Source organism: Blautia sp. RTP21359st1_E11_RTP21359_211015 (genome assembly GCF_040910705.1).
GTDB classification, from domain to species: domain Bacteria; phylum Bacillota; class Clostridia; order Lachnospirales; family Lachnospiraceae; genus Blautia_A; species Blautia_A fusiformis.
Window position 1 is genome coordinate 105,243 of the sequence record NZ_JBDGAB010000005.1, and the last position, 15,328, is coordinate 120,570.

General features: G+C 44.2%; 16 protein-coding genes. 12 read left to right on the forward strand and 4 right to left on the reverse strand.

Annotated elements, in window-relative coordinates; genetic code table 11:
* The first annotated feature begins 230 nt into the window (after positions 1–230).
* The 3 genes from AB5026_RS03130 to AB5026_RS03140 all read left to right on the forward strand — a co-directional run bounded on the left by AB5026_RS03130 (position 231) and on the right by AB5026_RS03140 (position 4,117).
* Positions 231–2,039 carry a Na/Pi cotransporter family protein gene (locus AB5026_RS03130; RefSeq protein ID WP_044962146.1) on the forward strand — a complete coding sequence of 603 codons (1,809 nt, stop codon included), beginning with the start codon at positions 231–233 and terminating at the stop codon, positions 2,037–2,039.
* A gap of 315 nt (positions 2,040–2,354) precedes the next feature.
* Complete coding sequence (locus tag AB5026_RS03135; RefSeq protein WP_015525224.1) at positions 2,355–3,161, forward strand: alpha/beta hydrolase; 807 nt, start codon at positions 2,355–2,357, stop codon at positions 3,159–3,161.
* A 131-nt stretch (positions 3,162–3,292) separates the two neighbouring features.
* Positions 3,293–4,117, forward strand: coding sequence for an RNA methyltransferase (locus tag AB5026_RS03140; RefSeq protein ID WP_114002543.1), 825 nt, complete (start codon positions 3,293–3,295; stop codon positions 4,115–4,117).
* Between the two features lie 23 nt (positions 4,118–4,140).
* Here the strand turns inward: AB5026_RS03140 and AB5026_RS03145 are convergent, their stop codons facing one another.
* Positions 4,141–5,679: a PucR family transcriptional regulator gene (locus tag AB5026_RS03145; protein ID WP_368212730.1), complete on the reverse strand. Its 1,539-nt coding sequence runs from the start codon at positions 5,677–5,679 to the stop codon at positions 4,141–4,143.
* A gap of 297 nt (positions 5,680–5,976) precedes the next feature.
* On the opposite strand from AB5026_RS03145, the gene ylxM reads away from it, so the two are divergent.
* The 7 genes from ylxM to queA are packed head-to-tail and all read left to right on the forward strand — an operon-like array spanning position 5,977 to position 10,580.
* Positions 5,977–6,300, forward strand: a complete 324-nt coding sequence (gene ylxM, locus AB5026_RS03150) for a YlxM family DNA-binding protein (protein ID WP_015525222.1) — start codon at positions 5,977–5,979, stop codon at positions 6,298–6,300.
* Positions 6,301–6,303: 3 nt separating this feature from the next.
* Entirely contained in the window at positions 6,304–7,656 is a 1,353-nt protein-coding gene (ffh, locus tag AB5026_RS03155) for a signal recognition particle protein (protein ID WP_015525221.1), read from the forward strand.
* A gap of 45 nt (positions 7,657–7,701) precedes the next feature.
* Positions 7,702–7,947, forward strand: coding sequence for a 30S ribosomal protein S16 (gene rpsP, locus AB5026_RS03160; protein WP_015525220.1), 246 nt, complete (start codon positions 7,702–7,704; stop codon positions 7,945–7,947).
* Positions 7,948–8,002: 55 nt separating this feature from the next.
* On the forward strand, positions 8,003–8,233 hold the full coding sequence (locus tag AB5026_RS03165) for a KH domain-containing protein (RefSeq protein WP_015525219.1): 231 nt from the start codon (positions 8,003–8,005) through the stop codon (positions 8,231–8,233).
* 59 nt (positions 8,234–8,292) lie between these two features.
* A complete protein-coding gene (gene rimM / locus AB5026_RS03170; RefSeq protein ID WP_059085894.1) occupies positions 8,293–8,799 on the forward strand; it encodes a ribosome maturation factor RimM in 507 nt (168 codons plus the stop codon).
* Positions 8,800–9,552, forward strand: a complete 753-nt coding sequence (trmD, locus tag AB5026_RS03175; RefSeq protein WP_015525216.1) for a tRNA (guanosine(37)-N1)-methyltransferase TrmD — start codon at positions 8,800–8,802, stop codon at positions 9,550–9,552.
* A gap of 2 nt (positions 9,553–9,554) precedes the next feature.
* Entirely contained in the window at positions 9,555–10,580 is a 1,026-nt protein-coding gene (gene queA, locus AB5026_RS03180; RefSeq protein ID WP_015525215.1) for a tRNA preQ1(34) S-adenosylmethionine ribosyltransferase-isomerase QueA, read from the forward strand.
* Positions 10,581–10,682: 102 nt separating this feature from the next.
* Here queA and AB5026_RS03185 read toward each other — a convergent pair whose 3' ends face one another.
* Positions 10,683–12,002 carry a CapA family protein gene (locus tag AB5026_RS03185; RefSeq protein ID WP_368212731.1) on the reverse strand — a complete coding sequence of 440 codons (1,320 nt, stop codon included), beginning with the start codon at positions 12,000–12,002 and terminating at the stop codon, positions 10,683–10,685.
* Positions 12,003–12,155: 153 nt separating this feature from the next.
* Here AB5026_RS03185 and AB5026_RS03190 point away from each other — a divergent pair, with 153 nt between their 5' ends.
* Both AB5026_RS03190 and AB5026_RS03195 read left to right on the forward strand, forming a co-directional pair.
* Entirely contained in the window at positions 12,156–13,001 is an 846-nt protein-coding gene (locus tag AB5026_RS03190) for a deoxyribonuclease IV (protein WP_173760463.1), read from the forward strand.
* A gap of 3 nt (positions 13,002–13,004) precedes the next feature.
* Complete coding sequence (locus AB5026_RS03195) at positions 13,005–13,541, forward strand: ribonuclease domain-containing protein (protein ID WP_022426502.1); 537 nt, start codon at positions 13,005–13,007, stop codon at positions 13,539–13,541.
* A gap of 82 nt (positions 13,542–13,623) precedes the next feature.
* Here AB5026_RS03195 and AB5026_RS03200 read toward each other — a convergent pair whose 3' ends face one another.
* Both AB5026_RS03200 and AB5026_RS03205 read right to left on the reverse strand, forming a co-directional pair.
* Positions 13,624–14,610, reverse strand: coding sequence for a 2-hydroxyacid dehydrogenase (locus AB5026_RS03200; protein ID WP_092069945.1), 987 nt, complete (start codon positions 14,608–14,610; stop codon positions 13,624–13,626).
* 240 nt (positions 14,611–14,850) lie between these two features.
* Positions 14,851–15,328 (reverse strand): 3-phosphoshikimate 1-carboxyvinyltransferase (locus tag AB5026_RS03205; protein ID WP_368212733.1); only part of this gene is annotated, 478 nt, incomplete at its 5' end.

Below are 15,328 nucleotides of genomic sequence, written 5' to 3' on the forward strand. Positions count from 1 at the left end.
AAAAATCCCCATTTCGAGGGCAGAGTTTTGGAAGATAATCCGCTGCCTTCGAATTTTTTCATTTTCGAAATAAATCTGTTGTTGTAATATGGAAATTGATGTGGCATAATAAATGGGAAAATGTTAAAAATAAGAAAAATCCAGATTAAGGAAATGTAAAGTCGCATTTTCAGGATAACATGGCTCCTGACAGGTTATGACAGGAAGCGAGTATGACAAAGGAGAAAATTATGGCAATTTTTTCAATGATCTTATCTTTGTTGTGTGGAGTATCATTATTTTTGTTTGGTATGTCCCTAATGGGCGATGGTCTGAAGCTGGCAGCAGGTAATAAGCTGGAAGCATTTCTTTATAAGATGACCAATACTCCGCTGAAGGGTGTCGCACTTGGTACTGGTGTTACCAGTGTGATCCAGTCGTCTTCTGCGACGACAGTTATGGTGATCGGTTTTGTAAACTCCGGTATGATGAAACTGAAACAGGCGATCGGTATCATCATGGGAGCCAATATCGGAACCAGTATTACTGGCTGGATCTTATGTCTTTCTTATATTGAAGGATCTAATGGAATCGCTAGTGTTCTTTCCACAGCAACTATTTCTGCTGTTGTGGCTGTAGTTGGTATTATTTTCCGTATGTTCTGTAAGCGTACCTTACATAAGAACGTGGGAAATATCATGCTTGGTTTTGCGATCCTGATGACAGGTATGCAGATGATGAGTGGTGCGGTATCTCCATTGCGTGAGAGTCCGATGTTCATCAAGATGCTGACTATGTTTTCCAATCCGATCGCAGGTATTCTCGTAGGTATCGCTTTTACTGCGGTACTCCAGAGTGCGTCTGCAACAGTCGGTGTGCTCCAGGCTCTTTCCGTAACCGGTATCCTGACATTTGCAAGTGCATTTCCGATCGTTCTTGGTATCGGTGTTGGTGCTGCATGTCCAGTTCTGATCTCAGCCATCGGAGCAAATAAGAACGGTAAAAGAACGGCTCTTGTATATCTGATCAATGACCTGTTTGGTCTGATTCTCTGGTCTGTGATCTTTTATACCGTGAATGCGTTTGTACATTTTACATTTATGGATATGACCATGACACCGGTAGCGATCGCACTTTTGAACACAGTTTTCCGTCTGGCAACGGTTATCGTGCTGTTCCCGTTTATTTCAAAGATCGAGAAGCTGGTATGCTGGCTTGTTAAGGATAACAAAGAAGATCTGGAAGATGAGGCAGACTTTGATCTTCTGGAAGAGCGTCTTCTGAATTACCCGGCCCTTGCTATCGCACAGTGTCACCGTGTAATGAACGGAATGTCCAAGAAGCTCCGTAAGAATGTCAACAGAGCCATGAATCTTCTGAATGATTATCAGCAGGATAAGTATGATAAGGTTCAGCGAAAAGAGGATCTGATCGACAAGTATGAAAGTCGTCTAGGAGAGTATCTGATCCAGCTGACAAAGAGAGAGATGAATTCTGCACAGACAAGACAGACTTCACTGTATCTGCATACGATCAATGACTTTGAGCGTATCGGTGATCATGCTTCTTACATTGCTCATATGTCCAATGAAATGCATGATAACCATACGAATTTTTCACAGGAAGCCTGGGATGAGCTGAATGTTGTTATGGAGGCAGTTCGTGAGGATATCAATATAACCTGCAATGCTTTCATGAAAGACGATAAAGAAATGGCACAGAGAGTAGCACCTCTCGGAGCTGTGATCACAGGACTTTGTGATGTACTGAAGATGCGTCATGCAGAGCGACTGAGCCAGGGCAAATGCGGACTGGAAGAGGGAACGGTATTTAGTGATATCCTCAACAGTTTCTGTCGTATCGCAACTCACTGTGCAAGTGCTATGGTGGCACTTATGAAGAGCGGAGAGACAGGATCTGATCTTCATATTCACGATTCCAAGATCTATCCCACAAACAGTGCGGACTACTACCAGTATTTCAAGGAATACGGACAGAAATATGATATTGGAAATCAGGAAGGCCATATGCTCAGCATGGAGCCGGAAGAAGTAGAATAAGAAATTCAGGCAGCGGAAATGTAGATATTCCGCTGCCGTTTTTGTTAGGGATTTGCCCTAACAATGAAAAAAGAAGGGGCTGTCGCACTAATTTTTTAGTGCGACAGCCCCTTTGTACTGAGGTGATTATAGTTCAGAGAACAAAATATGTCACTCCTCTATTTTTCATTACTTTTTGTAAAAATCATATAATTGCTGATAATTAGTAATAGGGGTTATCAAAATACAGATTTCATGATATGATAAACCTATCAGATAGCGTGAGACATATAATGGGGATATGTATCTCGCAGCAAGAAAAGGGAGGTTTTTATTATGGGTGAAAGTATGATCACATCGTTTGACGGAACGAAACTGTATCTGAAAAAAGAAACGGCAGCAGACAATAAAGCGGTGATCGTGATTGTCCACGGACTCTGTGAGCACCAGGGCAGGTACGATTATTTTGCGGAAAAACTTCATGAGGCGGGAATCGGAACCTATCGTTTTGATCACAGAGGACATGGACGGTCTGAGGGTGAAGAGACTTTTTATTCAGATTTCAATGAGCTTCTGGACGACACCAACGTAGTTGTGGATATGGCAATTGAGGAAAATCCGGATATTCCGGTATTTCTTCTGGGACACAGCATGGGCGGATTTACGGTTTCTCTGTACGGAGCCAAATATCCGGACAAAAAACTCCGGGGGATCATTACCAGTGGTGCGCTGACCGCAGATAACGGCAATCTGATACGTGGTGTGCCGGGAGAAATGGATGTACATACGCGCCTTGCCAATCAGCTGGGGTCAGGTGTATGCTCTGTACAGGAAGTGGTAGACTGGTACGGAAAAGATCCATACAATAAACAGTCCTTTACAGCGGGGTTATGCTATGCGATCTGCGACGGACTTGACTGGTTCAAAGAGAAAAAAGCAGAGTTCCATTATCCGGTCCTTATGACACACGGCGAGAAAGACGGTCTGGTAAGTGTACAGGATACCTATGATTTCTTTAAAGAAGCAGGATCAAAAGACAAGCAGATGAAGATCTACGGCGGACTTTTTCATGAGATCCTGAATGAGTATTGTAAAGATGAAGTGATCGGGGATATGATCCGGTGGATGGAAGTGAGGATCTGAATATAAACAAATTGTTTTACAAGTAGCAGCAAAGCCAGGTGGAAACATATAGCACCTGGCTTTCTTTTGCAAAGAGATTCTGTTACAATAGCAGGATGAAAACAAGAAGACAGAACAGGAGAAAAATAACCATGTCAAATATCATAGAAATCACAGATTTCAACGCTTCGGAGCTGGATGTATATGCCAGGATCTCGGAGATACAGCTTTTGAACCGGGCAGAACCGGAGAAGGGGATCTTTATTGCGGAGAGCCCGAAGGTTATTGAGAGAGCTTTGGATTCCGGGTGTCAGCCGATTTCTTTTCTGGTGGAACATAAACATGTTGAGGGTGAGGCAAAAGAACTGATCCGTCGTTGTGGAGACATCCCGGTTTATACGGCAGAATTTGATGTGTTGACGCAGCTGACCGGATTCAAGCTCACAAGAGGAATGCTCTGTGCAATGCGCCGGCCGGCGCTTCCTGATATAGTCGATGTATGCAAAAATGCCCGCAGGATCGCAGTTCTGGAAAATGTGGTAAATCCTACTAATATAGGCGCGATCTTTCGTTCTGCGGCGGCTCTTGGGATGGATGCGGTGCTGCTGACACCGGGGTGCAGCAATCCATTGTACCGCCGTGCGATCCGTGTCAGCATGGGAACCGTATTCCAGATACCATGGACTTTTTTTGATGAAAAAACAGAGTGGAAAACGGAAGGAATCCGGTCTCTGAAAGCGATGGGATTTAAGACGGCAGCCATGGCTCTTAGGGAGGATTCCTTTGATATTGATGATCCTCATCTGATGGCAGAAGAAAAACTGGCAGTAGTTCTTGGAACAGAGGGGGATGGCCTTGCTTCGGAGACCATTGCGGACTGTGATTATACGGTATGTATTCCAATGGCACACGGTGTGGATTCACTGAATGTGGCGGCAGCCAGTGCAGTTGCATTTTGGCAGCTGGGAAAACGCTAAATATTTAAGAGAGTTCCCGTTTTTTATGATCTTGTATTCCGGTTTTCTTCTTCCATATCCATCAGATGAAAAGAAAGCAACAGATACAGGATCTCGTTTCTGTCTGTAAGATCTGAATCCAGAAAAGCTTTGATCTTATCCAGACGATAAAGAAGAGTACTTCTGTGGATAAATAAAGCGCTGGCAGTATGAGAAATGTTCTGGTTGTGCTCCAGAAAACAACGCAGTGTTTCATAGAGATGAGATTGCTTTGCATCATCCTTATATTTCATTGACAGAAGCTTTTCGTGACAGACCATGTAAGCAGGAAGCTTTTTGGTTGCCTGTTCCAGAATATAGGGCAGAGCGATGGAGTCAAAATAGTGGATACTTTCTGCGGGATTTTTGCGTTTTCCAACCTGCAGGGTGACAGAAGCCTGCGTGTATTGCCGGTGGAAATTGAAATGTCCAAGCATCTTCCGGCTGTATCCGGCGCTTAACATGCTGCTTTTGATAAAGCCCTCGATCTTATCGGAAATCTCATGGATAGTCAGAGTGCAGAGATCCAGATTGATAAAAAGCACAGCATTGCCTTTATGTTCCGTGGCACAGGTGGCAGGAATTGTATTTTCCAGATAGTTACAGATGGCATTAAGGGTCAGATTTTTCTGGTCGATCAGCCCGGTCTGGATCAAAATACATTGATATATATGGGAAGAAAGCCACCCTACATTTGTCAGCTGCTGACTGACTTTTACATAATCAGCTCCGGGATCAGTCAGAATGGACATAAAAATCTGATGCAGAGGAAAAGCTTTATCCCGGCTGTGCATGATGCCTGTGGAAAGTGCATGGGATACCATCTGGGAAAGGTACTCCAGAACAAAACCAAACGTATCATCCAGGGGAACCTCACCTTCGGAAAACATCAGCCTGTATACTGCTTTATCATTATTGGAGATATTTACGCAAAGAGAAGGAGCAGTAAGGCCATTTCCCGGATAATAAAAATATCCGGTTTTATAAAAAGCCTCTTCGTAATGAGGATCCTGCTTCAGGCTGTCCACAATAGCCCAGGAATTTTCAGTGGAACCCAAAACAGAATTGGAAAGATCACTTAGATTCCAGTCTCTGGAGGCAATGATAGTAAAATCCATACCGATCAGCATTATTGGATTAGGAATAACGGAAGCTGTAAGATCCAGAAGCTCCTGGATAGATGCGTTCCGGAGACGGGAATCCATCAGGGACTGATTCCACTGATCATAGAGGATAAAAATATCCTGAATCCTGTTAAAGACAATATTGACTGGAATATCTTCAGGGATGATACACATGTTTGGCTGAGTTAATTCGTAGTTCTGATAGATTTTTCCAATCATCAGGAACAGAATATTTTTGGGATGATGAAAAGTGAGCTGAAAATCCGGATCTGTGATAAGGTAAACACGCCCATCCTGAAGAGAGGTGTTCTTTTCAAAGTGGGAAGGGCAGGAAAGGGTGGGGAATGTATCCAGCCTGGATGTATGCAGGGGAAAAGATTTCTGTAAATGATAGCAGATGAGTCTTGCACTGAGTTTCAAGGAAAATTCTCCTTCCTATATTTTGTAGGAAAAAACAGGAATAATAGCCATATTATGTGGAATTTTGATTCTTTTGATTTACAGTATAATAGAATCATAAGGAAAAAACAAGTGCAGAAACAAGCCTTTTATTAATAAGAAGTAAATAAAATAACAAAGGTCGGAAAAGCCTGCAAAACCCAGCAGAAAAGTGCTTTTCCGGCCTTTTTTTGTGAAATTCAGGAAAAAATAAATTTGTAAAGCAAAAACCCTTGACAGGTATGATGGAATCGTGTATGATAGCCAAGGTGATTACAGATGGAGAAATTTGTAGAGCAGACATTTTTATTTGATTTTTATGGAGAGCTTCTGACAGAGAGGCAGCGGCAGGTGTACACCAGTGTGGTATTTGAGGATTATTCCTTAAGTGAGGTTGCTGAGGAACTTGGCATCAGCAGACAGGGTGTGCATGATATGATCAGACGGTGCAATCGGACGTTGGAAGAATATGAAGAGAAGCTTCATCTGGTCGAGAAATTCCTGAACATCCGCAGTCAGGTCATAAAGATCCATGAACTGGCTGACAAGTACCACGCCGAAGATATTGCGGCGATTTCCAATGTGATATTAGAGGAGTTATGATCAATGGCATTTGAGAGTTTAACAGATAAACTGCAGAATGTATTTAAGAAGCTGAAGGGCAAGGGCCGTCTCACAGAGGCTGATGTCAAGGTAGCACTGAAGGAAGTTAAGATGGCGCTTCTGGAAGCGGATGTTAACTTTAAGGTCGTTAAGCAGTTTACGAAATCCGTTCAGGAAAAGGCTATCGGACAGGATGTTATGAATGGTCTGAATCCGGGACAGATGGTGATCAAGATCGTAAATGATGAGCTGGTCAACCTGATGGGAAGTGAGACAACAGAGCTTCCGATCAAACCGGGAATGGATCTTACCGTTCTTATGATGGTCGGTCTTCAGGGTGCAGGTAAGACAACGACGGTTGCCAAGCTGGCAGGCAAACTGAAATCCAAGGGAAAGAGACCACTGCTTGTGGCCTGTGATGTTTACCGTCCGGCAGCGATCACACAGCTGCAGGTAAACGGTGAGAAACAGGGCGTCGAGGTCTTTTCCATGGGAGATAAGCAGAATCCCGTGGATATTGCAAAAGCAGCTATCGAGCATGCGAAATCCAATCAGCAGAATGTTGTGCTCATCGATACAGCAGGACGTCTTCACATTGATGAGGATATGATGCAGGAGCTTGAGGATATCAAAGCGAATGTGAATGTAGATGCTACAGTGCTTGTAGTTGATGCCATGACAGGACAGGATGCAGTAAATGTGGCGCAGAACTTTTCTGATAAAGTCGGCATTGATGGTGTGATCCTGACTAAGATGGACGGTGATACACGAGGCGGCGCTGCGCTTTCCATTAAAGCCGTGACCGGCAAACCGATCTTCTATGTTGGTATGGGAGAGAAGCTTTCAGATCTGGAACAGTTTTATCCGGAACGTATGGCTTCCAGGATCCTTGGAATGGGCGATGTAATGAGTCTGATCGAGAAGGTGGAAGCATCTGTGGATCAGGAACAGGCTCAGGAGATGCAAAAGAAGCTGAAGAAAATGGACTTCGACTTCAATGATTATCTTACCAGCATGGAGCAGATGAACAAGATGGGTGGTATTTCCAGTATCCTGAACATGCTTCCCGGAATGGGCGGTAAGATGAAGGATATCGAGGGTATGATCGATGAGAAGGCTATGGACCGTACCAAGTCCATCATTCTTTCCATGACACCTCAGGAGAGAAGTAACCCTAACATTCTGAACATCTCACGCAAGAACCGTATCGCCAGAGGCGCCGGAGTGGATATTACAGAAGTAAATCGTCTTGTGAAGCAGTTTGAGCAGAGCAAGAAGATGATGAAACAGATGCCGGGATTAACAGGCGGCAAGATGAATATGGGAAAAAGAGGCGGCTTTAAGCTTCCCTTTTAATAAATAACAATAAATTTTCAGAAAGATAATTGGAGGAAAACAAAAATGGCAGTTAAGATCAGATTAAGAAGAATGGGACAGAAGAAAGCACCTTTCTATAGAATCGTAGTAGCAGATTCCCGCTGCAAACGTGACGGAAGATGCATCGCAGAGATCGGAACATATGATCCGAACCTTGACCCAAGCGTATACAAAATCGATGAAGAGGCAGCAAAAAAATGGCTTGCAGCTGGTGCTCAGCCTACAGAGGTAGTTGCTAAGCTTCTTAAACTTGCCGGAATCGAGAAATAATACCTGACAGATTTGGATCTGTGGCCTCAATGAGGTAGGAGCAAGGAGGTATGTAATGAAACAACTTGTAGAAGTAATTGCAAAATCTCTTGTTGAAAATCCGGATGAAGTAGTCGTTACTGAGACTGAAAAAGACGACGCGATTGTTGTTGAACTGAAGGTCGGACCGGCCGATATGGGTAAGGTTATCGGAAGACAGGGCAGAATTGCCAAGGCAATCCGTACTGTTGTGAAAGCGGCTTCTTCAAAAAGCAGCAAAAAAGTGATTGTAGATATTCTGCAATGAAAAAGAGACAGGAGCTGTGGATTCCATGGCTCCTGTTTTTACTCTGAAAGGGAGCAAAAATGGAAGATTTATTAAAGGTAGGAGTTATTACAACGACCCATGGCGTCCGTGGTGAAGTAAAAGTTTTTCCGACAACGGATGACGCAGAGCGTTTTCTTGATATTGAATATGTGCTTCTGGATACAGGAAAAGAGCTTCGCAGACTGAATATTCAGAATGTAAAGTTTTTTAAAAATCTTGCGATCCTGAAGTTTGAAGGCATTGACAACATCAATGATATTGAAATGTATAAGGGCCGTGAGCTTTGGATCCCACGTGAAGAGGCACAGGAGCTTGGCGAGGACGAATATTATGTGGCGGATCTCATCGGAATGGAGGTACTTCTGGAGAATGGGGAGAAATTCGGAGTGCTCCGTGATGTGATGGAGACCGGTGCCAATGATGTTTATATTGTAGATCGTGTGGATGGCGAGGAAATCCTGCTTCCTGCGATCCATGACTGTGTTCTTGATGTGGATGTGGAAAAAAATACCATGACTGTACATTTGATGAAAGGGCTTGTTTAAATGAATTATCATGTACTTACATTATTTCCGGAAATGATCGAGAACGGAATGAACACAAGTATTACAGGCCGTGCCATTACAAAGGGACTGTTATCACTGGAAGCGATCAATATACGGGATTTTGCATTCAATAAGCACCAGAAGGTAGATGATTATCCTTATGGCGGCGGAGCCGGAATGCTGATGCAGGCGGAGCCGGTATATCTGTCTTATGAATCCATTGCAGAACGTATTGGAAGGAAACCCCGCGTGATCTTTCTGACTCCTCAGGGAAAAACCTTCAATCAGGATATGGCAAAAGAGTTTGCCCTGGAAGAAGACCTGGTTTTCCTCTGTGGTCATTATGAGGGAATTGATGAGCGTGTTCTGGAAGAAATCGTAACAGACTATGTTTCCATTGGTGATTATGTACTTACCGGTGGAGAACTTCCGGCTATGGTCATGATGGATTCTATTTCCAGAATGGTACCAGGTGTTCTGAATAATCAGGAATCCGGTGAGACGGAATCCTTTTCCGGGAATCTTCTGGAGTATCCCCAGTACAGCCGCCCGGAGGAATGGCATGGCAAAAAGGTTCCGGAGGTGCTGCTTTCCGGACACCATGCCAATGTGGATAAATGGAGAAGAGAGCAGTCTATTATCCGTACAGCCAAATGGAGGCCGGATCTTTTACCAAAGGCTGATCTGACCAACAAAGAGTGGAACGAGGTCCGCAGGCTTCGCAAACAGTGGAAAGAGGAAGTGGAAAAATAATTATGAAAACATCAGATTTTTATTATGATCTGCCGCAGGAACTGATCGCTCAGGATCCGCTGGAGGACAGAAGTTCTTCCAGACTGATGCATCTGTCCCTGAAAGATGGAAGTATCGAACATCGTCATTTTACCGATATACTGGATTACCTGCATAAGGGAGACTGTCTTGTGATCAATGATACCAAGGTTATCCCGGCACGTCTTTATGGTCACAAGGAAGAAACTGGAGCGCTGATCGAGATCCTGCTTCTAAAACGCCGCGAAAATGATATCTGGGAGTGTCTTGTAAAGCCGGGAAAAAAAGCACGTCCCGGTGCAAAGATTACTTTTGGTGACGGTATCCTGAAGGGTGAGATCATTGATATTGTAGATGAGGGAAACCGTCTGATCCAGTTCCATTATGAGGGGATTTTCGAAGAGATCCTGGATCAGCTGGGAGAAATGCCGTTGCCGCCGTATATTACCCACAAGCTGAAGGATAAGAACCGTTATCAGACTGTATATGCAAAGAATGAGGGATCTGCTGCCGCACCTACCGCAGGACTTCACTTCACGCCGGAGCTTCTTGAGAAAGTAAAGGAGAAGGGTGTGAATATTGCACATGTAACTTTACATGTAGGTCTCGGAACCTTCCGCCCGGTAAAGGTAGATGATGTAGAAAAGCACCACATGCACTCGGAGTTTTATATTGTGGAAGAAGATCAAGCAAAACTGATCAATGATACAAAGAAAAACGGTGGAAGAGTGATTTCTGTGGGAACTACCAGCTGCCGTACCCTGGAGTCCGCAGCCGGAGAAGATGGAATCGTGAAGGCCGGAAGCGGATGGACAGAGATCTTTATCTATCCTGGATATAAATTCAAAGCTATCGATGGACTGATCACTAATTTCCATCTGCCGGAGTCCACGCTTCTGATGTTAGTTTCAGCCCTTGCCGGAAAAGAACATATTATGGCTGCTTATGAAGAAGCTGTTAAGGAAAGATATCGTTTCTTCAGTTTCGGGGATGCCATGATGATCGAATAAGATTTAAAATTACTTTTTATATAAATAATATCCCAACGGATCGCAGCATGGAAACATGCATTATTACAGGATCTGTTGGGATATTATTTTTTGTTATGCTATTTATTCTTCACTGTCAGAGCCTTCCGATGTAGCGGATGAAGAATCCGCGGCAGGAATCGCAGCACTGCATTCCTCTATCTTGGATTTGATCCTGGATGCCTCATCTCCGGATGCAGGAGTTGGCTGATAATTGTTGTAGCCATCTGCGGAAGAAATAGAACAGGGAATGATATTGGTCACGTTATCAGCCTGTACGCCTTCTGAGGTGACAGTGAAGGTCTGCTGGAAGATCATGGTGTCCATATCACTTGGAGAACTGTTTCCTCCAAAACAGAAATTGCCAAGACTGTAGACGATGTTTTTTCCTTTATAGGTTTCGATTCCCTGGAGTACATGCGGATGATGGCCACATACCAGATCTGCACCTTCATCGATAGCAAGACGGCCAAGGGTCATCTGATTGGTATCAGGAACTGTTTCGGTCTCATTGCCCCAGTGGAAGATCACAACTATAAGCTCTGCTCCATCTGCTTTGACCTTTGCGATATTATCTTTCAGCTGCTGTTCGCGCCCAAGATGATCCTTCAGCTCATAAATTCCGACAAGACCAACTTTGATTCCCTTGATGTCCATAACTGCAGTATCATCATAACCGAAGTGTGTAATGCCTGCATTATCCAGAGCAGTCAGAGTATCCGTGTAGCTCTGCTCTCCGTAATCGTGGCTGTGATTGTTTGCAGTGTTTACGGCTTCAACGGAACCGCTGGTGAGTATCTGAGCATATTCGGCGGGTGCTTTAAATGCAAAGGTTTTATCTTCTCTGGCATCGGAATCGGTGAGGGTTCCTTCAAAATTGGCAATTGTCAGGTCATCTGCCTCAAAGATGCTTTTTACATTCTTAAAGAAATAATCTTTGCCGTTGTTATCGTAGCATGCGTTCAGACTTGTGTCATAATCAAAGGTCTCATCGGTACCCAACGTGCAGTCCCCGACTACGCTGAGCGTCAGTGAAACGGGATCTTTCACAGCAGCAGCTTCTTCTTTTGCCTTTTTTGCGGCCTCCTCTTCCTGGGCCTTCTGCAGTGCAGCGGCTTCTGCAGCTTTCCGGGAAGAAATGCATGCACGTGCGGAAAAAATGATCACAAGAATAAGTATGATCAGGATCCCGCCAGCTGCAAGAAACATTTTCTGACGGCGTACCTGGTAATATCTGGATTTTTTGCTGATGTCATTCCTGCGAGTCCCAGTGGAATGTGAACGGGAATTACGGGATGCAGAACCAGAATGTTTCCGCCGTGCTTCTCGTGCTTTGGCGGCTTCTCTGCGTGCCTGCTCCGGATCATGGCCATGAGGCGGCCGCCTTCGATTGTCGTTTGCCATTCTTTCTCTCCTTCATATGTAAAGATATCTTTATTATAGAAAGAATGGTAAGTATTGTAAAGAAAGAATCGCGGACTTTTCAGAAAAAGAAGTTTTTGATATAATAGTTAGGCCAAAAGGCAGAAATATAAACTACAGGGAGATGGTGCTGATATGGTATTATATATCGGAAATCATACAAGTTCGTCCAAAGGCTATGCTGCCATGGGACGTCAGATGCTGAAAAACGGCGGAAATACGTTCGCTTTTTTTACCCGCAATCCCAGAGGAGGCAAGGCAAAAGAAATCGATCCTGCAGATGTGGAAAGATTTCTGGAGCTTTCCAGGGAAAATCATTTTGGAAAGCTGGTGGCACATGCACCGTATACCATGAATGCCTGTGCCGCAAAAGAAAATCTGAGAGATTTTGCAAGAGAGATCATGGCAGATGATCTGAAACGTATGGAATATACACCGGGAAATTATTATAATTTTCACCCGGGCAGTCATGTAGGGCAGGGAACTGAGATGGGAATTACCAAAATTGCGGAAATTCTCAATGATGTCCTTACAGAAGAACAGAGTACGACCGTCCTTCTGGAAACTATGTCCGGCAAGGGTTCAGAAGTAGGAGCAACGTTTCAGGAGCTTCGTGATATCATTGACAGGGTGGAAAAAAATAATAAACTGGGTGTCTGCCTGGATACCTGTCATGTATGGGATGGCGGTTATGATATTGTCCATGATCTGGATGGTGTTCTTGATGAGTTTGACCGGGTGATCGGCCTTTCCAGATTGAAGGCTGTTCATCTTAACGACAGTATAAACGGACTGGGCAGTCATAAGGATCGTCATGCAAAGATCGGCGAAGGTCAGATCGGCCTGGATGCACTTGTGAATGTGGTGTGCCATCCGGCTCTTGAGGGAATTCCCTTTATTCTGGAGACACCAAATGATGATGAAGGATGGAAAAGAGAAATTGCACTTTTACGAGAACGATATTCCATGAAAGGAGATTGATCCATGAAAAAGTTCAGATATTTTATCCTGGTGCTTGCCGGGGTGGCAGCGATGATGCTGGGAGGATGCAAAGATAAGGAAAAATACGACGAATCTGCTTTTCAGGATGACCTGGAACCTCTGAGTGAGGATGAAGTGGAGGCCATGGACCAGAATGGTGACGATGAGATGGCAGTAGCTGATGAAAGCGACCTGGAGCAACTGCAGGATTCTGAAAATGCTGCAGGATCAGGAGACACAGATGGGTCCGCTTCATCGGATGCAGCAGACTCACAGAGCGAAAAGAAACTGGATGAAAATGGCACCTATACAGATAAAGATGAAGTGGCCCAGTACATTTATGAGTATGGCCATGTACCTTCCAATCTGACTGCTGCAGACTATGATAATGCAGACAGTATGCTTCCGGTAGAGGATGGCGTCACCTATCAGCAGTGCAGCCTTGATGATGCAGGGAAACAGAAGCTGATCTTCACTCAGGATGCAAAGCGCATTTATTACACAGACGATGACGGACAGTCTTTTGACGAGATCTATTAAAATCAAAAGAACAAAATAAGACCCCCGGATACAGATAAACGATCAGTATCCGGGGGATTTTGCATGTCAGGTCTGAGACTGATCAGTGGACCAGATTTTTCATTTCAGCTCCATCCATAAAAGTTTTTGCGTTTTCCAGGGTTGTCTCCGCAATATTGGTCAGTGCTTCTACCGTAAAGAATCCCTGATGTGAGGTCATGGTCACATTTGGGAAGGACAGAAGACGCTGGATCGTGGAAGTAGGAAGAATGCTGCTTGACATGTCTTCATATACATATGCAGATTCTTCTTCGTAAACATCCAGACCAACGGCGAAGAATTTGTGATCACGGATACCTGCGATCAGGTCATCGGTTTTGATCAGTCCGCCTCTGGAGGTATTTATAAGGATCACACCATCTTTCATTTTTGCAATCGTTTCGGAGTTGATCAGATGCTCTGTTTCCGGAGTCATCGGACAGTGCAGACTGATCAGATCACTGGTGGAAAGGAGTTCGTCCAGTGAAACATACTCCAGAAAGTCAAGATTTTTATTAGGGAAAAGATCATAAGCAATTACCTTCATGCCAAAGCCGCGGCAGATTTTTGCCATTGCCTGACCGATTTTTCCGGTGCCGATGATTCCGGCTGTTTTCTGATAAAAGTTAACGCCCATGAGACCGTTCAGTGCAAAGTTATTTTCACGGCATTTGATATATGCCTTGTGGGTGTGCCGGTTGGCGGTAAGAGCCAGTGCCATGGCGTGTTCGGCAACTGCTTCCGGAGAATAACCGGGAACACGTGCCACCTGGATCCCGCATTTTGCTGTAGTTTCCAGATCAACATTATTGTATCCGGCACAGCGCATCAGGATCAGTTTTACACCCTGGCGGTGAAGTTCTTCAATGACCGGTGCGCCGAGATCTGCATTTACAAATGCACAGATGGCATCGTAGCCGTGGGCAAGAGCTGCGGTTTCTTCATGGATATTTGCTTCAATGAATTTAATTTCAATGCCTGGATAAGATGGAAGCAGCTTCTCAAAAAATTCCCTATCGTAGCTCTTGGTGTCATAAAACAAAATTTTCATAATCGTTGCTCCTCTCTGGAAATAATTATTTTCCGAAAAAATAATACCATAATAGTAGGAATTTGGAAAGTGGGAAAAATGATAAAATTTATCAAAAAAATGGTTTCATTTTGGAATTATGATATCCATAATAAATAAAAATTATACGAAATACAAAAAAAGAGAGCATTTTATGCACTGTCATCTGATGGAACAGATGTTGTGATACATGAAAATGCTCTCTGTCTGGATATAAGATAATTATTTTGCCAGACTATAAAGATCGGAATAGAATTCCGGATAGGAGATGTTGACACATTCTCCGTTTTTGATGGAAAGTGTTCCCTCACAAAGCAGTCCTGCTACTGCAAAAGACATGGCTACACGGTGATCCAGATGAGAATCGATCTCTGCGCCATGAAGGGCTTTTCCACCATGAATGATCATGCCATCTTCGGTTTCCTGGATATCTGCGCCCATTTTCCGAAGATTTTCCGTCATAACCTGGATGCGGTCGGACTCTTTGACACGAAGCTCCTGTGCATCCCGGATAACAGTGGTTCCTTCTGCAAAAGCTGCCATAACGGCGATCATCGGAAGTTCATCGATCAGAGTAGGAATGATCGCGCCTTCTATTGTGGTCCCGTGAAGCGCAGAGGAGCGGATCAGAAGATCGGCAGTAGGTTCGCCCTCTGTGGTTTCATTGAGAAGAGTGATATCTGCTCCCATGGCCCTGCAT